This is a genomic window from Carnobacteriaceae bacterium zg-84 (assembly GCA_013874835.1).
Classification (GTDB): domain Bacteria; phylum Bacillota; class Bacilli; order Lactobacillales; family Aerococcaceae; genus WM01.
The window spans coordinates 1,372,311-1,394,858 of record CP059430.1; the positions used below are offsets into that span (position 1 = coordinate 1,372,311).

A 22,548-nucleotide genomic window follows, 5' to 3' on the forward strand; every position below is an offset into this window, starting at 1 on the left:
GATTATTTTCCTCCTTTCTTCAATGCTTTTTGCCATAACCATGTTGTACAAAGCATCACAGCAGATGAGGCAAAAGCAATAATCAATGCTGTTTGTGCAATATCATTTGTTGGTGCTTTATACCCTAATTCTTCTAATGTTTTAGAAATCAATAATACACCAGCAGATCCTAACATGACATTTTGTGCATAGAAATTACCAATATTTTCCACAGCAGCAGATTTAGCTTTCATTTGTTCAGAAATTTCTTCTGTTAATTCACCGTCTTTTGCAGCAGCCGCTTCTGCCATTGGATAAACAATCGGACGTACCACTTGTGCATGCCCACCAAATGGAATAGATGTTGCAGCTGTAATTTGACGAATAATGAAATAAACAAATAAGAAAATAGGTGCTGTTAATTTTTTCATTTTCTTAATGATTTGGCTTGCTTGTTCTTTTAAACCATATTTTTCAACAAGTGCAATAACAGGTACAGGTAAAATCAAAATTGTTACCAATCGACTTTTTACAAAATTTTCTCCTAAAGCTGTAATTGCTCCGTCTAAACTAATACCAGCAACAAGTGCGGTCACAATAGCCGATACAATAATTGTTGCTGTCGTATCTAATTTAAAAATAAAACCTAATAAAATAATCACTATACCAACTAAAGGTAAATAGTTCATAAAATCCCTCCTATCTATAAACAAACGTTTTAAAAAGCAAACATTTGTTATAAAAAGAGTATAGAGTAATAGAACTACCTTGTCAAATAATTCTATATATTCACTTTTTTCTTTGACTTGATTTTACTGATATTTTTTGTCATACTATCAATACATTCATAAAAAGGAGCGTCTTATGTTATACTCAATGATTCGTGGTATTGCACGATTTTTATTAATTATCTTAAATGGAACTACTCTCATTAAAAACAAACAAAATTTACCAGACCCTAAAGAAAATGTCGGTTATATTTTAATTTCACCTCATCGTAGTTGGTTAGATCCTATCTACTTAGCCTTAGCAGCAAGTCCTAAACAATTTTGTTTTATGGCAAAAAAAGAACTTTTTAAAAACCCTGCATTACGCTGGTTGATTACAAGTATGAATGCTTTTCCAGTAGATAGAGAAAACCCTGGACCTAGCGCTATTAAAATTCCTGTAACTCATTTAAAAGAAGGGAAGCTAGGGCTTGTCATTTTCCCAAGTGGCTCTCGTCATACATCCGAAGCAAAGGAAGGTGCTGCTATGATTGCTCGTCTGGCGAAAGTGCCAATTATCCCATGTGTCTACCAAGGACCATTTTCATTTAAAGACCTATTAAAACGAAAAAAAACAAAAGTAAATTTTGGAACACCTATATACATCACCACAAAAGAAGAACAAAGTAATTTCTCTCAATCAATCAACGTTATTTTTGATGTATTAGATGCAGAGTTACGGTAGTTAAGTTTTGAGGAGGAGTGACAAACGGTATTGTCACTCCCTTTTTTATACACCTTTTTACCTATCAAAAAAATTAAACAAAAAACTCTTGATGTAACTTATCACATCAAGAGTTATATTATAAATTGTGTTGGTGGGTGAAACCAACCAACACAATTTGACAAAGTATTTTTATTATTTTTTATTTTTCTTTTTACTTTGCATTTTCATAGATTGTACAATTTGTTGCACTTTCTTTTCAGATGGTTTTTGTCCCATTTGTGCCATCATTGTACGTACCATAGTTTCGTCCATTGGCGGATTTTCTTCAAAATATTTAATCATTGTTCTTCTTGCTAAGAAGAAGCCACCCACAACACCTAATGCCATTGCTGCAAATGCAATTAAAACAACCCATATTGTATCCATACTCTCTCCTCTTTTCTATAACGTTCTTTTCTATTTTACAAAAAATAACATCTTTTTTCAATTAGAATTTTTTCTTTGGATGTCTGTCAACCACTTCTGGATAACACTTCAATGTTTCCTGTCCTTTTTGCGTTAATGTATAGCCTCTTAATGCAAATAATTTTGTCAGTTCTTCTTCACTAAAATGTGTGCGTATTGCCTCATCAATATCTGCTCGTTTTAAAGATGACAAACCTTTGATTTGTTTTTCCTTTAAAAATGATTTCAACACACCGCTTGTTAAATGGCGTGTTGATACAATAGCACTTTCTTCTTCAACAAGACCTTGTTCCATTAACAAGTGAATATCTTTTTGGGCATCAATCCCATACGTATGCTCAAAATATTTTGAAATAACCGTATCTGTCGTATATGTTCCAAAATTCACTCGCCACAACAAAATAATATGCCCCGGTAATAATCCATTATCTAAACGCTCCATATTTCGCTTAGGAACAATTTTCCCCGAAGATACAGACACTTCATTTAACCAAGCTTGTAAATCACGCTCAGGTGAAATATAAGGCATTTCAAGATGTTTCGCATATATCTCTCTTACTTGTTGCAATAAATCACTCTTTATCACGTCCATGCAAACCTTTTTCCTTTTGAATTTGTTTTAATTTTTCTGGTGTAACATCATTACCCTCTGGATCAATCATTTTCAACCCTTCAATATGATTTCTCATTCCTCCACGAAATGCTTCTAAATATTCTTCTCTAAGTGCTTTTTGTTCAGCCTTTTCTTCCTCTGTCAAAGCGACTTCTCTTGATTTTTTTGCCAATTCATTTATTCGATTTAATTTTTCTTTTGATAACATAATTGCCTCCTAGTAATAGTCTATCATAAACCATCTATATTTGGAAAGTTTGGTAATTTCTATACTCTCTATATCCTTTCACTGAACATCATTTTACCACTATTCCAACTTTCTAAAAATAGTCTTTCAAATTATAGCATACGAATATCTCTTTTTGAATTTATTTAGATTATTCTACTATAATCAAATATGTATCAAACTCCATAATACTCTCATCTTCTTCATCAACATAAAGCAGTCTTTCTAAGTTAAACTTGCCAAATATCTCATGACAATATCATTATCTTGATTTTCAAGCTCTGATATAACATGCATATAGACTTTTTGTGTAGTTGTTATAGAAGAATGCCCCAATCGTCTTGAAACACTGGCAATAGATACACCCGCATACATTAAAAGAGAGGCGTGTGTATGCCTTAATCCATGTATTGAAATAACCGGTACACCTACACGCTTACAATGCTTTTCTAACCATTTATTTGGTGTGGAATTGCAAACGGGACCATTCACAAAAATTGGTTTATCTTTTGGTAAATCTTTTATCAACTGCTGAAATTGCATACTTAATTGCCAATCAATTTGCACTTTTCTAACCGACGATTTATTTTTAGTTGGTAAAAAACCTCCTTTGCCTTTATAATCCCAAGTTTTTGTCACAGAGATATTTTGTTGTAAAAAATTAAAATCCGACGGTGTTAAGCCTAACACTTCTGAAAATCTTAACCCTGTTTTAGCAATAAGCAAAATGAGCCAATCCCAATTTATTTTATACTCTAAATTCAAATCTGATAACACACTATGTAAATCAAATTGATTCAAATATTTCATTTTTTTCGCTCTTGGAACCTTTCCTTTAAAAATAACTTTTCGAGTGGGATCTCTATAAACGAAACCTTCATCTACCGCATCTAATATAGCACCTTTTATCTGATGATGAAAATCAATAACCGTTTGCCTTTCATGCATCTGAGCATAATCATTTAGTATTTGCTGATAAGCCGTTCTATCTAGTTCACATAATTTAAGATTTGGAACAATATTTTTTAAATGCTGATAATTATTATAATATTTTTCAAGTGTAACAGAACGAACAGCTCCCTCTTTAAAAAGTTTTATCCATTGTTGAAAATATTCATGTAATAACGTTTCTTTTGTCATTTTGTTCATAATAATCCTTTCTATCTATGCCTTATGCTGAATGAAGAATGATGAGAACGTATAAAGTAAAAAAATTTTGCATAGCTATTATTTAGAAAAAATTTATGATAAAACACTTAAAAAAATAGATACAGCAAAAAGACCAAGAATATTCTTGATCTTTTCAGTATTTATAAGTTTGTTTTATTTCAGGCATCCATTGTTTTAAAGCTGTATGTACGTTCAAGGATAATGTTATTTTATTACCTGCAAATTCATTGGTTGCTTTTGTTGCGTCCAACGATTTAATCAAATTTGATAAATATGGAATTTCATCCTTTTTCTTTACGTTATAGTCCATTAATGATTTTTCAAGTAATTCACTATCAAGTCCCCATTCAGAAGCAAATTTTTTAACATCTTCAAAGCATCGTTCTTCTTGCCATTTTCTAAAAGCCGTATCAAAATCTACATCTACTTCTAGATGCCCCGGTTTTAATTCATTCTGAACAAATAATTTTAAAGATTCTGCCAAATCGTATTCCCCTTTATTACTTAATTCTTCAATTTTCTCAAGAATTAAAACAAGATTCCCATCATTTACAACTTTATAACCATCTTCACTCTCTGTTTTTTTATCAATAAATGATAAAATATTTTGAGCATCAATAATTTGTGTCCCTTGTAATTTTGTTTGTCCCAACAGTTCCTGTATTTCTTCCACTTCTATATGAGAAGTACGTAGAAATAAATTTTTATACGCACCTACATAGTTTTGAAAAATATCCTCGCTAATACCAAATGTTTCATTATCCCAACAAAACTCATAGTATTGCTTCACACGATTTAGTTGCTTATTCGCTAATTCAAATACTTTTTTAAAATAGTTTTTCTTCTCTTCATCGTATTGTATAGTTGGCCATTCTGTTGGATTTGGTAATGATAAAATTAAATCATCCATACACTTTCTTAATAAAATAACAGCATCGTCATATTTTTCAACAAGAACATAACTGTTCTTACCACCACTTCCATATAAACGAATAGCTTCATTTACAATTTCTTCTGTTATTCTAGGATATTGAAAATTAATAATACTTCCAAATTCCTTAGAGGCGCCAAAAACACGATTTGTACGAGAATAGGCTTGTATAAGTCCTTGCAATTCAAGTCGTCGATCTACATACAATGTATTCACTCGTTTTGCATCATAACCTGTTAGTAATTGATCCGCAACGATGACAATATCAATATTTTTTGAATTTCTACCACTTCCACCACGTTTTGCACGGTATGTTAAATCTTCAAAATAAGCATCTTCACCATTCCGCTTATCTCCCGCTAAAAACTGAATACCTGTAAAATTCGCATAATCCTCAAACATTTCATCTATCACATCAATCGCCATATTTTCAACATCATTCTCATTCCCAAAACTAAATGTCATCGCAATATTTGGTCTATGCTCAGTCGTATCAAATCTTTCACTAATTTGCTTTTTAAACTCATGATAATAAGCAATCACACGATCTTTATAAGCAACAGTTAATATAGCATTAAACTCTCCATTTCTAGATTGTTCTTTCCACCCAGAAAGAATTTCTGAGACGACTCTAGGAATATGTGTTTTATCTTGGTATTTTAAAATACCTTCTTTTACAGCATTCTCTTCAACTTCTAATTCTGACCATGATTGGACTTTACGCTGTATTTCCTTTTTACTACACTCAGTATTCATGACCACTAATTTCTCAACTAGCTCATCTCGTAAACTTTCATAACTAATAAATTCACCTGTATTGATATAATCTACATGAAATCCTAAAACATTACCGTCTTTAATAGCCTCATCAATCGTATACTGATGTAATAATGGACCAAATAATTTTTCAGTCGTATTGATGACTTCACTTCTTTGATTAATTTTTCCTTTAACGTTATTTTCATCAAATAGAGGCGTTCCTGTAAATCCAAAAAATAATGCATTTTTAAAGAAATAATCTTTAATCATTCCCATCATTTCTCCCATGGTTGTTCGATGTGCCTCATCAATAATAAAAATTATTTTTTTGTCTGCTAAAGTATTATCTTGTGCTGTAATTAACTCTTTTACTAAGAAACTTAATTTAAACGTCGTCGTTACAATTATACCATTTTTAGAACTCATCATTTGTTTTCTTAATTGATAAGTACTTCTCGTATCATCGACATCAACAGATTCATACGTTGAATAAGCTTTAAACGCTTTTGATGTTTGCTCATCTAAATCACGTCTATCCAGTAAAAAGACAACTTTATCAAATTCGGTTCGTGTGGATAAAAATTGAGCTGTTTTAAAACTCGTAATTGTCTTACCTGATCCAGTGGTATGCCATACAAAACCACCATGTGGTTTTCCTTCAGCATTATCCCATCCAAAAGTAGCTTTCTCAACAGCTTGTAAAGCATATACTTGATAAGGTCGCATCAACATGTGCCGTCTATTTTCCTCGTTATCTGGATCTTCATCAATAATCAAATAATCTCCAACCATTTGATGTGCCATTGGCACCATTAGAAAATGCTCAATAACTTCTTTATAGTCTGTTAAGATGCGTTGTCCTAAATGTCGACCATCTTTTTTATCTTTTTTTGTAACCGACCAATGAAAAACAAATGATTGGTTAAAATCATTTATCGTTTTTGGCGTTGCAAAATAACGCGTTTCAATCTCAGTCGTTACGACCATCATTTGTGAAAAGGCCATAAAATTATTCGTATATTCACCATCTCGATAATATCTTTTAAACTGTCCAAATGCTTCATCTAAGGTTTTATCACTTCTTTTTTGTTCTATATTGATTAACGGTAAACCATTGATTAAAAGAACAATATCAAAACGATTATTATTACTAGTTGATACCTCTCTAGCTATTTGATAACTAGAATCACCTCCGCTTACTTGTGCTTTCTTTAATATCGTCAATGTAATTTGCTTTTTAGTAACATCTGGATGCTTATCACGATAAATGCCGTCAATCTTTCCTATTGAACCTTCCATAGAAAGAATTTTTGCAGCTTCATAACTATTAGAGATTTGATTGACTTTGGACATAATTTGTTCAAACTCTGCATCTGTTAGGGCAACACCTTCTAACACATCTACATTTATTCGATTAAGTTCCTCACGCCAATTGTTTATTAAATCATCAACAGTAACTTTATGCAAATTTCCATTCAATTTGTCCGGTGCTTGCCATCTATATTTTTTTAGTTCTTCTACAAATTTATTTTGAAACTCTCGTTCAGAACCATTTTTATCTGTCAATTTCATCTATCTCCTTTCCAGTACTAAATAACACGATATACACACGTTGGTATCAAACAAATAGCTCGTTTAAATAAGCTTTTTTTAAATTTTTTAACTTTTCTAATTTACGCTGATGAAGGGCGATGAGGTGGTCGAGATCTCGGAAAAATGCCCCTATTCGCTGTTGTTCATTTGTTGTAGTCAACGGTACTTCAATTCCCATAACCTTATTTTTTGAAATATTATATCTTGAAATTCCTTGTGCTAAAAAGGCAATCGATTTTCTTACAGATTTAGAACGTAGCATATATGTTAAATAATAATTATCTATTGATTTAATTGGGCGATAGCCAAAACAAAAGCTATTAAGATAAGTGTTTGGCTTATTTTCAATTATCACAGAGGTCATACCAACTTCCTCAGGTATCTCTGAAGATGTTGTAAAAAATACATCTCCTGCTTTTACTTCATTTTGTTTTTCATCAATTTCAACATACTCTATATCATTTAAATCGATAATGGGATTAGAAAAAATATTCATATAAGGTATAAAACAAGCTTTACCGTGTCCAAAATCTTCTTTTGTTTTACCAGACAACCCAGAATAAGTTGTTCCTATCTCCCCCAACTTCTGCTGTTCCCAATCGTCAAAAAAACCAGAAAAACGACGTTTTGGCACACGCTCTCCTTCAGCGGGAAACATTTCTGATAAATGAGCCTTTTTTAACGTTTTTAACTTATTAAGTTTACGCTGGTGAAAGGCGATGAGGTTGTCGAGTTGATTAAATAAATCTGCAATTTTCCTTTGTTCATCTTTCAATACAGGAATTTCATAAGTTAATTCTCTAATAGAAGTCCAATTTACATATATTTGTGTATTTCCTTGAGAAGCACAAATAATTTTCCCACGAATATTATCAGCATTCAAAAATTGATATAAAAATTCTGGTAGATATTCATTTTCATAAACTTCAATTCTTTCAGTCCGTTGATTAAAAATATAGGAATTATCAGAATCTATCAGTAAAACTCGACCAATTATGTTCCCTGAAGCAGTCTTATCATTTAATATCATTGTTAAATTATTTTTGTTCAAAATACGATTTTCAGTCTTTTTTGTTTTGTTTGCTCTGATGCCTTGATCGGTATATTGGTTTGTTTCTGAATATGATCCAATACTTATAACTTTATATTTGCCAAGTTCATCGAATTCAGACTCAATAGATGTCCCTCCAGTAGACTTACCGAAATCTTCCAACTTACGTTGTTCCCAAGCATCAGCATTTTTGAACTGTTTAAAGCGTCTTTTTGGTATTTTTTTGTTGTTTTCCACCATTAAAGCACCACCAATTCACTCATCAGTTTTTCAAACTCCTGTTCAAGTTTTAATATTTCATCATCTATATCATCTAATGTATCTGAATAACGTTTGTTTAACTCATCAATCACAGCAATCTCTTTTTTTAGTGGTTTTTCTACTAGAAGTAAAACTTTTTCAATAACAGAGCCAAACCATTTTTGGTATAAAAGTTCATCAACTTCTTCATCACTTAAATTCTCTATACGATTCCATACTAATTCTTTCACTTCTTGTTCTTTTAATTTGATTTCTTTACCAATAGATGTTTTTTCTTTTAATAAGTTAGATACATTTTTTAAGAGATTATATTCATCTGACCCTTTTGTCACTTCTTTCATCCCTGCTGTTATCAACTTACTATCAAAACTATCTTGTATCTCACCTTCATTATTTCTTTTCAGAAAATCACCAAGAATAATATTCTCCTCGCTATCTTCTACTTTAGCATTTTCTACAAGTTCACTCAATTCACTCTCAATATCTAAAAGACGTGATTTTAGTGCTGTAATCCGTTCTTGTTCACGTTCATAACAATAATCAGCTATAAGATTATTAGGAATAATTGCTCCGTTCCAACCATCTTGAATTTTCTCTTTACCTTTTTTTGATACGATATTCGGTTCACGTGTTCGTCCAGCTTGATAAAATCCTAATTGCTCAATAAGTTCCGCATCATGCATCAATGCATTTTTCCACATTTCTGCAATAATTTGATACCCTTCATAAATATCAATTTGTCCAAATTCGTCCAGACACTTTTTAATATCTTCAAGCATACTTGCTTTTATCATACTTACGTTATTTTTATAGTTTAGTTGATGCAATTTTGTCCAATAGCATTGGATATAATTTTCAATAGTTGCTTTAATTTTTTGTGATTTTTCTTGTATAGCACGACTCGAAAAAATATTTTCAGAAAGTTCTTCGAGCGGTTGATTTAACTCTAAATAGCCCGGACGCTTTTCAATAAACGCCTTATTTAAAATATCCTGAACCGTTTCATTTAAAACTTTTAAAGACTGTATATTTTTTTCTGGTATGCCGCCATATAAATGTGCATCAACATCATGAGGAATTTCTTCATCAGAAGCTTCCACATAACGTGGAATATTCATATTATATTCATTTTCTATTAATTCTTGTCGTGATGCTAAATGACTATACCCTTTCTCTTCTGTACGATTTTTATAAACATCAACAATTTTTGCAATATCTTTTTCTTGAAGAACATTTTGTTTTCCTTCTTTAACAAAATTACGTGAAGCATCAATAAACAGAATTGGTTCATTTAATTCACGATTTTTCTTCAAGATAATAATACATACTGGGATACCCGTATTCGTAAAAAGATTATTTGGTAGTCCAATAACAGCATCTATTTGATTTTTCTCTATTAAACGTTTCCTAATTTCTCCTTCTGCTGCACCACGAAACAAAACACCGTGAGGTAAAACAATTGCCATAAGTCCTTTTATAGACAAATGATACAAACCATGAAGTAAGAAAGCAAAATCTCCTTTTGAATCTGGAGGCAGAACTCCCGCAATTTCAAAACGTGGATCACTCGGTTTAAGTCCATAACGATTCCAATTTTTAATAGAATACGGTGGATTCATAACAACTGCATCAAACTGAACACCTTCATTTGGACGTTCTGGATCTTCCGGCCAATCTTGAGAAAGAGTATCGCCATTTTTAATATTCATTTTATTAGGTTCAACACCATGAAGTAATAAATTCATACGTGTTAAGTTGTAAGTCGCTGTATTTTTCTCTTGACCATAGTACTCAAGTTTTTTCTGTTCTTCCTTTGTTAAATGTTGTTTTACTGTTAAAAGAAGCGAGCCAGAACCAACAGTAGGATCATAGATAGATTTTATTGTATCGTTTGTTGTCACAATTTGTGCCATGACTTCACTGACTTGTCGAGGTGTATAGAACTCTCCAGCCTTCTTACCTGATTCCATAGCAAATTGTCCAATTAAATATTCATACGCATCACCAAGTACATCACCGTCTTGGAGAGAAACCATATCCAAATCTTCAAACAGTCGAATAAGAGCTTGAATATTTTTACTACGCTCATTCAAATTACTCCCAAGAGATGTATCTGATAAATCCAGTGTTGAATTTGCAAAAAGACCTTGAAAATCATTCGCTCTACTTGTTACAGAAATACTACGTTCAAATTGATTCAAACTATCCATTACTTTCTGCACTTCAAAATGCCCTGAATTCATATCTTTAATCCACGTATGATAAAGATACTCCGGACGTATACAATACCCTACCATATTTTGAATCATATCTTCAATTGATTGTCCATACTCTAAATATGCATTACAATATTCATCATACCAATTATCCGTAGCAGAAAGACCACAAGCTATTGCAAATTCTTTAAGTGTTTTATCACTTAAAAATTTATAAAACATAAGGCCTAACATATAATCCTTATATCTAGTGGCATCCATTGAACCACGTAGTTCATTCGCACCACTCCATAAACGTGATTTTATTTCCTCTGATGTAATCATTCTTTTTTCTCCTTTTCTTATTAACAAATAAAACTATCTTCATTCTGTTAATAATATATTTTCTCCTTCTCATTGCACAAAGTACACACTAACTTTAACAAAAATATTTACATTTGAGATGCATACATTTTTATATAACATTGACAAATAAACGCTATATATTAACCTTTTATCAAAATACTCTCATGCTCAATTATATCACGCTGTACTAAAAAAGAAATATGGGATACACCCTTTTATTATCCATAATAGTAAAAAATCACTATAATTCATTACACCTTACTTTTGAATACATTCTCTTTTATATATTTATTTTTTATTCTTATCATCTATCATTAACGTTACTACATTTCTAATTTATCTACTAAAATCAATGATATTTTGTGATATAATGACAGACTATTCTTTTTCTTGTCCAAATTCTTTACTTGTATTTCTTGCAATTCAACACTTAACTTGACAATTTTCTTATTTTTATCTAAAAATAAGAAAAACATAAATGAGTTAGATAAAATGCTTATATTTTTGAAAAGTAAAAAATAAAAATATTGTATATTATTAGTCAATATATCTTTTTTATTGACGATTGGGAACAACGTAAGTTGGAAGATTTCGGTAAGTCTACTGGAGGGACATCTATTGAGTCTGAATTCGATGAACTTGGCAAATATAAAGTTATAAGTATTGGATCATATTCAGAAACAAACCAATATACCGATCAAGGCATCAGAGCAAACAAAACAAAAAAGACTGAAAATCGTATTTTGAACAAAAATAATTTAACAATGATATTAAATGATAAGACTGCTTCAGGGAACATAATTGGTCGAGTTTTACTGATAGATTCTGATAATTCCTATATTTTTAATCAACGGACTGAAAGAATTGAAGTTTATGAAAATGAATATCTACCAGAATTTTTATATCAATTTTTGAATGCTGATAATATTCGTGGGAAAATTATTTGTGCTTCTCAAGGAAATACACAAATATATGTAAATTGGACTTCTATTAGAGAATTAACTTATGAAATTCCTGTATTGAAAGATGAACAAAGGAAAATTGCAGATTTATTTAATCAACTCGACAACCTCATCGCCTTTCACCAGCGTAAACTTAATAAGTTAAAAATATTAAAAAAGACTTATTTATCAGAAATGTTTCTCGATGAAAGAAAGCGTATACCAAAAAGGCATTTTTCTAGTTTTATTTATGCTTGGGAACAACGTAAGTTCATAAACGTTTTTGATTATTTACAAAATAATTCACTATCACGCTCAGAATTAACAAATAAAGGTTCAGTAATTAATGTACATTATGGAGATGTTCTTATTAAATACGGAGAGGTATTAAATGTAAATAAGGATGAGCTTACTTACATATTAGACGATTCACTTGCCAAGAAATATCAGGTTTCTTATTTGAAAAATGGAGATGTTATTATTGCTGATGCCGCTGAAGATAATACCGTTGGAAAATGTAGTGAAATAACTGGTTTAAATGAACAAATAGCATTGTCAGGACTACATACAATTCCTTGCCGCTCAAAAATAGAATTTGCAAAAGGTTATTTGGGATATTATATGAATTCAGACTCTTTCCACAATCAGTTATTGCCTTTATTGCAAGGAACAAAAGTATCGTCAATTTCAAAGTCTTCGATAAAAGAAACAGAAATAATATATCCTAAAAATCTTAAAGAACAAGAGGTAATTGGAGAGTATTTATCCAACTTGAACCACCTCATCGCCCTTCATCAGCGTAAATTAGAAAAGTTAAAAAATTTAAAAAAAGCTTATTTAAACGAGCTATTTGTTTGATACCAACATGTGTATTTATAATTATTACAATATCGACCAAAAAACAGATAAATATTAGTAACAGCAAGCATTATAAAATAACATTTTATACTAAAAAAGCCGTTAAAATAATAAAAACAAGGAAATTCTATTTCAACAGAATTTCCTTGTTTTCTATATTATTTGTTTTAATTAAGCATGAATTGGTAGGCCTAATGCCATTTCTGCTGCATCCATAACTGTTTCTGATAGTGATGGATGTGAGTGGATTGTTAATGCAATATCTTCGGCATTCATACCTGATTCGATTGCTAAGCCTAATTCTGCGATAATATCTGAAGCGCTGATACCTGCTACTTGAGCACCCACAATCACTTCATCTTCTTTTGTCACAACTAAGCGTACAAAACCTTCTGTTGCATTTAGTGATAATGCACGACCATTTCCTGCTAATGGGAATTTAACAGCTTTAACAGATAAGCCTTTTTCTTTTGCTTCTTTTTCTGTTAAACCAACTGTTGCTAATTCTGGGTCTGTAAAGCTTACAGCTGGAATCGCTTTGTAGTCAACGGCTACCGCTTTTCCTGAAATAGCTTCTGCTGCAATTTTTGCTTCATAACTTGCTTTATGTGCTAAAGCAGGGCCTGCTGTAATATCACCAATCGCATAGATGTTTGGTTGTGATGTACGGCATTGTTCATCAACAATAACTAAACCACGCTCTGTTGTATTAACGCCTGCTGCTGATAAGCCTAACTCATCATCTGTATTTGGGCGACGACCTACACAAACCATTACATAGTCAGCAGTTACTTCTTCTTGTTTACCGTCGACTTCGTATTTTACAGTAACACTGTCACCATTATCAATAGCCTCTTTAGCCATTGCTTTTGTCACAACTTTAACACCTTTTTTCGCAAATGATGCTTCTACTAATTTAACCATATCTGCATCAAATGACGGTAAAATACTTGGTGAACCTTCTAAAATAGTTACTTCTGAACCTAAGTTGGCATAAGCACCACCTAATTCTGAACCGATGACACCTCCACCGATAACAACGAATTTTTTAGGAATTTCTTTTAAATTTAATGCACCAGTAGAGTCAATGACACGTTTACCGAATTTAAAACCTTTAATTTCGATTGGACGGCTACCAGTAGCTAAAATCATATTGTTAAATGTGTATGTTTGAGCAGATTCTTCTGTAACAACACGTAGTGTGTTTGAATCAACTAAGAATGCTTCTCCATAAACAACATCAACTTTATTTTTTTTCAAAAGCATGCCAATTCCAGATGTCAATTTATTGACAACTTGATTGTCTTTCCATTCTTGTGTTTTTGTAAAATCAATTTTAACATTTTCAGCAGTTACACCAAAAATATCTGAGTGTTGAGCTTCTTGATAACGATGTCCAGCAGCAATCAATGCTTTAGATGGAATACAACCAACGTTTAAACAAACGCCACCTAAATTACCTTTTTCAATAACAGTAACTTTTTGTCCCATTTGTGCTGCACGAATTGCAGCAACATATCCACCAGGTCCAGCACCGATAACGACTGTATCTAGCTCAATGGCGAAATCTCCTACTACCATGTTTTTATCCTCTTTTCTCTTTTCTTAATTAGCCTTCCATTAACATTAATTCTGGATCTGCTAATAAACGTTTGATTTCATTCATCGCTTTTTGAGCAGTTGCTCCATCAACGATACGATGATCAAAACTTAATGATAATTTCATCATACGACCAACAGCTAATTCGCCATCTGCATTTACAACTGGCTCTGTCGCGATTGTACCAACACCCAAAATAGCAACTTCTGGATAGTTAATAATTGGAGTAAACCACATGCCGCCTACTGAACCAATATTACTAATTGTAATTGTACCATTTGACATATCAGCTGGTTTTAATTGTCCTGCATGGGCTAAAGCTGCTTTACTATTAATTTCATTCGCAATAGCAAACATACCTTTTGCATCAGCGTTTTTAATTGTTGGTACATATAAACCATGATCAGTATCTGTGGCAATACCTACATTGTAGTAGTTTTTGTACACAATTTCTTGAGCTGCATCATCAATAGAAGCATTTAATACCGGATATTTGCGTACAGTTGCAACCAATGCTTTCACAACGTATGGTAAGAATGTTAATTTAACATCTTGGCTAGCTGCAACGTCTTTGAATTTTTTACGATGATTCCATAATTTTGTTACTTCTACTTGGTCAAATAATGTTACATGCGGTGCTGTATGTTTACTATTAACCATTGCTTTAGAAATAGCTTTACGGATTGGTGTTAATTTTTCACGAGTTTCTGCTTCAGGTGTTTGTGATACATAAGGAGCAGGTGCTGCTTGAGCCACTTGTACTGGTTGGTTAACTTCTTGCACTGGTGCTACTTCTACTACTGTTTCTTGTACTGGAGCTGATACTGTTCCACCTTGTGCAAAGGCATCTACGTCTGGTTTTGTAACACGTCCACCTTTTCCACTTGGTGTTACTAATGTAATATCTACACCTAACTCACGTGCATGCTGACGTACAGATGGCATTGCTAATACATTTTTACTTGGAGCACCAGTTGGAGCTGATGGTTTTACTTGTTCTTGTGATTTTGGTGCTTCTGGAGCAGGTGCTGCTTCAACCGGTGCTGATGCTGTTTCGCCACCTTCATGTCCCTCTGCTTCAATTTCAACTAAAACTTGTCCAACAGTTGCAACAAAACCTTCTTCAACTAAAATAGTTAATACTTTCCCTGTTACAGGAGAAGGAATTTCTTCAACTGATTTATCATTTTGTACTTCTAATAAGGTGTCATCTTCGTTGATTGTATCGCCAACAGCAATATGCCATTTCACAATCTCACCTTCATGAATACCTTCACCAATATCTGGTAATTTAAATTGGAATGCCATGTTTATTATCCTTTCTTTTTTAGACATTTATTAATAGATAAGAGAAAAATGTTTGCACATCTTTCTCTTTCTGAATTAGAAATTATAAACTTCTCTTACTTTTTCTTCAATATCGTTCGCATTTGGTAACCAATCATGCTCTGCTTGACCAAATGGGAAAATTGTATCTGGAGCTGCCACACGACCAATTGGCGCTTCTAAATGTAGAACAGCACGCTCTGCAATTTCAGCCATAACCATTGCACCAATACCTGCTTGACGTTGTGCTTCTTGAACAACAACAACACGTCCTGTTTTCTTAACTGATGCTAAGATTGTGTCTAAGTCCAATGGAGATACTGTACGTAAGTCTACAACTTCAACAGAAATATTTTCTTTTGCTAATTTTTCTGCTACTTTCATTGCTTCACGTACCATTGCACCGTATGTAATAACAGACACATCAGTTCCTTCAACTGGAACAGATGCTTTACCGATTGGTACGATGTATTCTTCATCTGGTACTTCCTCACGGAATGAGCGGTATAATTTCATGTGTTCTAAGAAAATAACTGGATCGTTATCGCGAATTGAAGCAATCATCAATCCTTTTGCATCATACGGATTACTTGGAATAACAACTTTAATCCCTGGAGATTGTGCTAATAATCCTTCTAAATTATCAGAGTGTAATTCTGGTGTATGCACACCACCACCAAAAGGTGCACGGAAAGTAATTGGCATTGTACGTGTACCACTCATACGGTAACGTGTACGTGCCGCTTGTGCTACAACTGAATCCATTACTTCAAAAATAAAACCTAAAAATTGAATTTCAGGAACTGGACGGTATCCTTCTAATGCTAAACCAATGGCTAAACCACCAATACCTGATTCTGCTAATGGTGTATTGAAAACACGGTCTTCTCCAAATTTATCTTGTAAATCTTGAGTAGCACGGAAAACCCCACCGTTTTTACCAACGTCTTCCCCAAAAATCAATACATTTGGATCACGTTCTAATTCATGTGCTAAAGCGTCCGTAATCGCTTGAATCATTGTTTTTTGTGCCATGATTATTTATTCTCCTTTGCTTCAAATTTTTCAATTTGTTCTTGAATATCTCTTGTTGGTGTTTCAAACATATTTCTCAAGAAATCAGAAACTTTTTGTTTAGGCTCTTGATCTGCCAATTTAACAGCTTCTTTAATTTCTTCTTTTGTTGCTTCGATAACTTCGTCTTCTTTTTCTTTAGACCATAATCCTTTTGCTTCTAAATATTTGCGGAAGCGGATAAGTGGATCTTTCTTTTGCCACTCATCTTGAACACCTTCTGGTTGATAACGTGTTGGATCATCTCCTGATAAAGTGTGTGGACCAAAACGATAACAAATTGTTTCAATCAATACTGGACCATTTCCTGCTACTGCATATTCACGTGCTTTTTTCGTAATAGCATATACAGCTAAAATATCCATTCCGTCAACTTGGATACCTGGAATACCTGCTGCAACAGCTTTTTGTGCTAATGTTGTTGCTTTTGTTTGTAAAGAACGTGGTGTTGAAATTGCCCAACCATTATTTTGGATAAAGAAGATAGCAGGTGCATTGTATGCTCCAGCATAGTTAATTCCTTCATAGAAGTCACCTTGTGAAGAACCTCCATCTCCTGTATATGTAACAGCAACAGCTTGTTTACCACGCATTTTTAAACCTAAAGCGACACCTGCAGCTTGTACATATTGCGCACCAATAATAATTTGTGGTGGTAATGCTTTTAATGTTTCTGGGTACACATTTCCTGCTGCGTGACCTCTTGACCATAAGAATGCTTGATGTAAAGGTAAACCATGTTTAATCAACTGTGGTACATCACGGTATCCAGGTAATAATACGTCTTCTTTTTCAATCGCAGCAATACTTCCTAATTGACTTGCTTCTTGACCTGCAGTTGGTGCATAAAATCCTAAACGTCCTTGTCTATTCAATGCTGTTGAACGCTCATGTAAAATACGTGACCATACCATATCTGTCATCAATCCTACTAATTCGTCATCTGATAAATCAGGTAATAAATCAGGATTTACAACTTTTCCTTCTTCATCTAAAACTTGTACCATAGAAAAATCAGTATTATTTGTATCAAACAATGATTCAACACTAAATTTTGCTTTTTTTGCTACCATGTTTTATTCCTCTCTTTGCTCGTTTATTACAGGCGATAAAACACACTTCAAAACTGTATTCATTTATCGACCCTTCATCTACAACTTTAACACTATTAAACAAGTTTAGCAAGTATTTATTATAAAAGTTGTTAATTGTATAACCCTTATTTTTATTGTGATTTTTAGCACTATTAAAATCATACTCTTTTTTCTCATTTTACAGAAATGTGTTATAAAACAGAAAATAAAACTGTTTCATTCTGTCGTATCGTGTACCATTATTTCAAACCCTTGCTTTTCTTCTTTATACATAATTGCCCCTTGTTTATCTGTTCGATAAATCAATGTTTTTTCTAATCTGTCAAGTACCTCTTGATGAGGGTGACCAAAGCGATTATTCACTCCGCACGAGATAATACTGACACTTGGTCTAATATGCTCGATAAATGCTTTACTACTTGATGTTTTACTCCCGTGATGCCCAACGACTAAAATATCTGCTTGTAAATATGGGTACATACTTAACAATGAATGCTCTACTTTTTGACTTGCATCCCCCATCAACAACCACTTTTTCTTATTGAATGTCATTAAAAAAACTAAAGAATGGTCATTGTTTCCTATCCCCTCTTCAAATGGGTAAAGTAACTGTATCGTTGCATGTCCTACATCAAATGTTTTTGGAGCAACAACACTATCCGTTCCTCGAATAGTTGCTCCTTTTCCAAACACAATTTTCTCAACAGGTATTTTTTCTCTTAATTCTTCTAATGCACCGCAATGATCTTTATCTTGATGCGTGATAAATACAGTATTTATTTTTGAGATACCTAAAGCTTTTAATGTTGGTATCAATGTTCGCTGGGCTAGTGATTGTCTTTTTTTCTCTTTCCATTTTTGTTTAGGACGAAATAAAACATCTCCTCCTGTATCAATCAGAACTGTTTGACCATCTGTTTGAAGTAATAAACTACTCCCTTGTCCTACATCAAGTACTGTTACTTGCTCTTTTGGTAGCTGCACAAATAAAATACATATCATCAGTACATAAACGAGATACTTTTTCTTAACTTTTGTATACAAAATAAGACAAATACCTAAAGCCACATACTGTATATCGAATAGGCGTCCTGTCACAAAAAATACGAACGGTTGTCGGCTTATCCATTGTACACATGCTAATAGCAGACTAACACAAGTATTTAAAGGATCAAGCAATACAGGAATTAAAGACATTAGCCATATCCATAACATTGTGATGCTGAACCATTTTCTAGGTAAAAGGAACGGAAATAGAAAAACACCAAAATAGTGCGCACTCATGAAAGGAATAGAAAAAAGGAAATTGAGCATCTTTTGATGGGGATATATTTGATACAAAACGGGGATACCAAATCCTAATTGGAAAGCGAGTGTAAAAACGCTGTAAGGATTAATAAATATCGTTATAAGCATAAAACCCGATAGAGTATCTAAACGAGATTTTGTGATTGCTTCATTTAAAAAAGCACGCTTGATACCGAGTGTCACTTGACTTAAACAAGCGAAAACACTACAAATCATCATCAATAATTGAACCGTTTCTCGTGTAAAACCACATTTATAAAGATATTTTTTCAGACATATCAGTATATATTGAATGTGTACGCCTGATAATAATACTAAAAATAACATTCCACTTTCTTGAAAGGGTTCCAGAATATCACGCTCCACATCTTTAAATAAACTAGCATTTAAAAACGCTCGTAAAGGATTGGGAAGATACTCTTCTAATTGTTTTTGTATAAATCTTTCGATATTAAAGTGACGAGATATGAGATGATACGCCTTGATATTGAAAGACCAAAAAATAGAATACTGTTCTTTCATATATTTTGCCATATCAAACTGATATGGATTACGAGCTGATGGCAGTGTTTCTAAGGTACCTGTTGCCTCTATCACAATATCATCTGTTAAATCCAGCCAAAACATAGCCTCTTTTTGTGTTTTAGCTTTTATTTTTAAATAAATTTTCTCTTGTTGAATAACACCTTTAGCTGTCACAGTATCTCCATTCACACGCACTGTATTGGCAAATAATGTTACTGAATAGTGTGTTTGATTTGCAAAAAGAGAACTATGTTTATGTTGATGGTGTATAGAAATATATGCAAAAATAAGTACAGTAATGAAAGATAGATATAATACTTGTTTATGTCTAAAACACAATAACCTAACCCACCATATCGCAAAAATAAACCAAAATACACCTCCATACAAGAAGGATACAACCGTTATGACGGCTGTTAAACTAAGAAATATCCATTTTCCTTGCATGAAAGACTAACCAAGGGTTTTATTTTTTCAATGAGGCTATTGGAAAAGCCTTTTATCTGTTTTAAATCTTCTATTTTCGTCAGACGTTTTTGTTTACGATATTCTAAAATAGCATCCGCTTTTTTCTCACCTATCCCCGTAATTGTCATAAGTTGTGATTTTGTTGCTGTATTTAAATTGATTTTAGTTGATTGTAAATCATTCTGTTCATCAATATTTGGAATAATAATCATCATTTCATCATAAACAAGCTGAGCGAGATTAACTGCTTTCCTATCTGCATTATCTGTAAATCCGCCTGCTTGCTCTACTACATCTTTTACTCTGGAATCTTTTGCCATTTCATAAATACCTTCATGATTTACAGCACCTTTAATATCTACATAAATCTTTTTTTCTGTTTGTATATCAGTTGTTTCTTGAGAGATTAAAGTTGGTTTAGGAGCTTGTATAAAAAAAGCAGACCCTATTCCTATACTAATAGATACAACTATAAAAAATACTATACATATATATTTATAAGTGCTCGCCCATTTTATAATGACGTCTTTATTTAACACAATTTTTCACCTCACTTATTATATATGCAAGTTGTTGTAGAATTTGATAAGAAATTTATTTTATTCAAAGCATTAAATGTTATTCTTCCATTGATTTTCAGCCATATTTTTGGTATTATCCTAAAAAATAAAATATAAAGGGGAATTGACAAATGTTCTATAAAACTAGTCAAAAATTTCAAAAAGTTACCAAAATTCAAGTTTTAACGCTACTTTTTATTTTAATACGAACAGCATTGAATTTGCTGCTCGTTGTTAATATTCAAAAAATAATTGATTATATTGCTGAAAAAAAGCATACTCAACTTAATGAAACACTCATTCACATCACTATTATTTTAGGCTTTTACGGCATTGTTTTGTTCATTGCTCAATATTTTCTTAGACAATTATTCTATATTGGTAAATTGTCTATTATAGAAAATCTGTATCAACTTACCATAAATAAACCAATTTCCTTTTTTCAAAAATATTCTCACCGTCATTTAGTATCTAATATTACCATTGATAGTAACAAAATATCGGACTGGTATTCTCAAGGTATTATTATTTTTCTCACACAAGTCATTATATTAGTGACAACGCTTTGTCTAATGAGCTTTTATCACGGTATTATTACAGTGATTATATTCACAACCATTCTTACTTGTTTTTTTATCGTCAAGATGATTACAAAAAAAATAGCACGTTTAACATCCGATAGCCAACATTTATTTGCAGATATTCATAAAGCTATTTCAGAATCTTTTGATGGTATATTTCATATTAAACAACTCCAAAAAGAAAACTACTTTACGAATTACATGTCACATAAACTAACAAAACAAAAATATATTAATCAAAAAATTGCTGTTTATTTTTCACTTTATGTCAGTATATCTTCTTTCGTTGCTTTTGTGTTGCCTATGATTAGTTTATTGCTATCTGTTTTATTTATTCTAAATAGCCAAATGACATTAGGGGCTGCTATTGCTATGTATTCTTTAACTCGATTATTACATGAACCGATACGTGTGATTGCGGATAAATTAAATGAACGAGATATTGCTTTACAAACTCAAAAAAATTTGCATCATATATATTCCCCTACTCCAAAAATATCTTATCAATCATTACCCGAACTAAAAACATTAAACATTGCTATTCAATCATTTAACTATAACAATAAAAGCATTCTTTGCGATGTTTTCTTTTCTTTAAATAGAGGAGATGTTTTAATCATAAAGGGAGAAAGTGGGGTCGGTAAAACAACACTTAGTCATCTCATCATGAACACAATAGATACTCATCAACTGAATGGTACTATCATGTGGAATGATATTTTGCTTAATGAAGCAGTCATATATAATCGATTTTCTAGTATACTAAAAACAACACAAGATCCGTTCATTTTTGAGGGAAGTATTTTAGAAAATATATCATTAGGCGATATATTTTCACAAGAAGAAATGGATACTATTATACATATAGTTGGTCTAGAAGAGTTTGTAAAAGAAAAAGGTTTATCATTTAATCTATTAGAAAGTGGGCAAAATATTAGTGGTGGACAAAAACAACGAATTGGTTTAGCAAGAATTTTAATTAGAAAACCCCAACTACTTATTTTAGATGAACCAACAAGTGCTCTTGATAAATCTTTGAGCCAAGAAATAGCCAAAAAGATTATTCATTTTACAAAAGCACACCACATCACAACCATTATTATTACTCATAAAGAAGAATTTGATATGTTTGCTAGAAAAACAGTACAATTATAGTAGGATTGCTTTAAT

Annotated in this window: 17 protein-coding genes; 3 read left to right on the forward strand and 14 right to left on the reverse strand. The window is 32.2% G+C overall.

The genetic code is table 11. The features are described 5' to 3' along the window. Positions 1–2: 2 nt before the first annotated feature. On the reverse strand, positions 3–668 hold the full coding sequence (locus tag H1220_06455; GenBank protein QMI85357.1) for a DUF969 domain-containing protein: 666 nt from the start codon (positions 666–668) through the stop codon (positions 3–5). 175 nt (positions 669–843) lie between these two features. On the opposite strand from H1220_06455, the gene H1220_06460 reads away from it, so the two are divergent. After that, entirely contained in the window at positions 844–1,431 is a 588-nt protein-coding gene (locus H1220_06460; protein QMI85358.1) for a 1-acyl-sn-glycerol-3-phosphate acyltransferase, read from the forward strand. 174 nt (positions 1,432–1,605) lie between these two features. Here the strand turns inward: H1220_06460 and H1220_06465 are convergent, their stop codons facing one another. From H1220_06465 to H1220_06495, 7 genes are all read right to left on the reverse strand, one after another. Continuing rightward, entirely contained in the window at positions 1,606–1,839 is a 234-nt protein-coding gene (locus H1220_06465; protein ID QMI85359.1) for a YneF family protein, read from the reverse strand. Positions 1,840–1,900: 61 nt separating this feature from the next. Further along, positions 1,901–2,470 (reverse strand): hypothetical protein, encoded by a 570-nt coding sequence (locus tag H1220_06470; GenBank protein QMI85360.1) that lies wholly within the window; start codon positions 2,468–2,470, stop codon positions 1,901–1,903. Continuing rightward, the gene (locus H1220_06475; GenBank protein QMI85361.1) at positions 2,451–2,699 is read right to left on the reverse strand and encodes a DUF896 family protein; all 249 of its coding nucleotides are present in this window, start codon (positions 2,697–2,699) and stop codon (positions 2,451–2,453) included. Before H1220_06475 ends, H1220_06470 begins: the two co-directional genes overlap by 20 nt. A gap of 243 nt (positions 2,700–2,942) precedes the next feature. Continuing rightward, positions 2,943–3,866, reverse strand: a complete 924-nt coding sequence (locus H1220_06480) for a site-specific integrase (protein QMI85362.1) — start codon at positions 3,864–3,866, stop codon at positions 2,943–2,945. A gap of 154 nt (positions 3,867–4,020) precedes the next feature. Continuing rightward, on the reverse strand, positions 4,021–7,149 hold the full coding sequence (locus H1220_06485) for a type I restriction endonuclease subunit R (protein QMI85363.1): 3,129 nt from the start codon (positions 7,147–7,149) through the stop codon (positions 4,021–4,023). A gap of 46 nt (positions 7,150–7,195) precedes the next feature. Then, entirely contained in the window at positions 7,196–8,461 is a 1,266-nt protein-coding gene (locus H1220_06490; protein QMI85364.1) for a restriction endonuclease subunit S, read from the reverse strand. After that, positions 8,461–11,022: a type I restriction-modification system subunit M gene (locus tag H1220_06495; GenBank protein ID QMI85365.1), complete on the reverse strand. Its 2,562-nt coding sequence runs from the start codon at positions 11,020–11,022 to the stop codon at positions 8,461–8,463. Before H1220_06495 ends, H1220_06490 begins: the two co-directional genes overlap by 1 nt. Before the next feature lie 548 nt (positions 11,023–11,570). On the opposite strand from H1220_06495, the gene H1220_06500 reads away from it, so the two are divergent. Continuing rightward, positions 11,571–12,842: a restriction endonuclease subunit S gene (locus H1220_06500; GenBank protein QMI85366.1), complete on the forward strand. Its 1,272-nt coding sequence runs from the start codon at positions 11,571–11,573 to the stop codon at positions 12,840–12,842. A gap of 171 nt (positions 12,843–13,013) precedes the next feature. Here H1220_06500 and lpdA read toward each other — a convergent pair whose 3' ends face one another. From lpdA to H1220_06530, 6 genes are all read right to left on the reverse strand, one after another. Further along, entirely contained in the window at positions 13,014–14,423 is a 1,410-nt protein-coding gene (gene lpdA, locus H1220_06505; GenBank protein QMI85367.1) for a dihydrolipoyl dehydrogenase, read from the reverse strand. 28 nt (positions 14,424–14,451) lie between these two features. Beyond that, the gene (locus H1220_06510; GenBank protein QMI86682.1) at positions 14,452–15,750 is read right to left on the reverse strand and encodes a 2-oxo acid dehydrogenase subunit E2; all 1,299 of its coding nucleotides are present in this window, start codon (positions 15,748–15,750) and stop codon (positions 14,452–14,454) included. A gap of 75 nt (positions 15,751–15,825) precedes the next feature. Then, entirely contained in the window at positions 15,826–16,803 is a 978-nt protein-coding gene (locus tag H1220_06515) for an alpha-ketoacid dehydrogenase subunit beta (GenBank protein QMI85368.1), read from the reverse strand. Positions 16,804–16,805: 2 nt separating this feature from the next. After that, a complete protein-coding gene (pdhA, locus tag H1220_06520; protein QMI85369.1) occupies positions 16,806–17,915 on the reverse strand; it encodes a pyruvate dehydrogenase (acetyl-transferring) E1 component subunit alpha in 1,110 nt (369 codons plus the stop codon). A gap of 237 nt (positions 17,916–18,152) precedes the next feature. Next, on the reverse strand, positions 18,153–20,159 hold the full coding sequence (locus tag H1220_06525) for a DUF4131 domain-containing protein (protein QMI85370.1): 2,007 nt from the start codon (positions 20,157–20,159) through the stop codon (positions 18,153–18,155). A gap of 26 nt (positions 20,160–20,185) precedes the next feature. After that, entirely contained in the window at positions 20,186–20,776 is a 591-nt protein-coding gene (locus H1220_06530) for a ComEA family DNA-binding protein (GenBank protein QMI85371.1), read from the reverse strand. Between the two features lie 152 nt (positions 20,777–20,928). On the opposite strand from H1220_06530, the gene H1220_06535 reads away from it, so the two are divergent. After that, positions 20,929–22,533 carry an ABC transporter ATP-binding protein gene (locus H1220_06535; GenBank protein ID QMI85372.1) on the forward strand — a complete coding sequence of 535 codons (1,605 nt, stop codon included), beginning with the start codon at positions 20,929–20,931 and terminating at the stop codon, positions 22,531–22,533. The last annotated feature ends 15 nt before the right edge of the window (positions 22,534–22,548 follow it).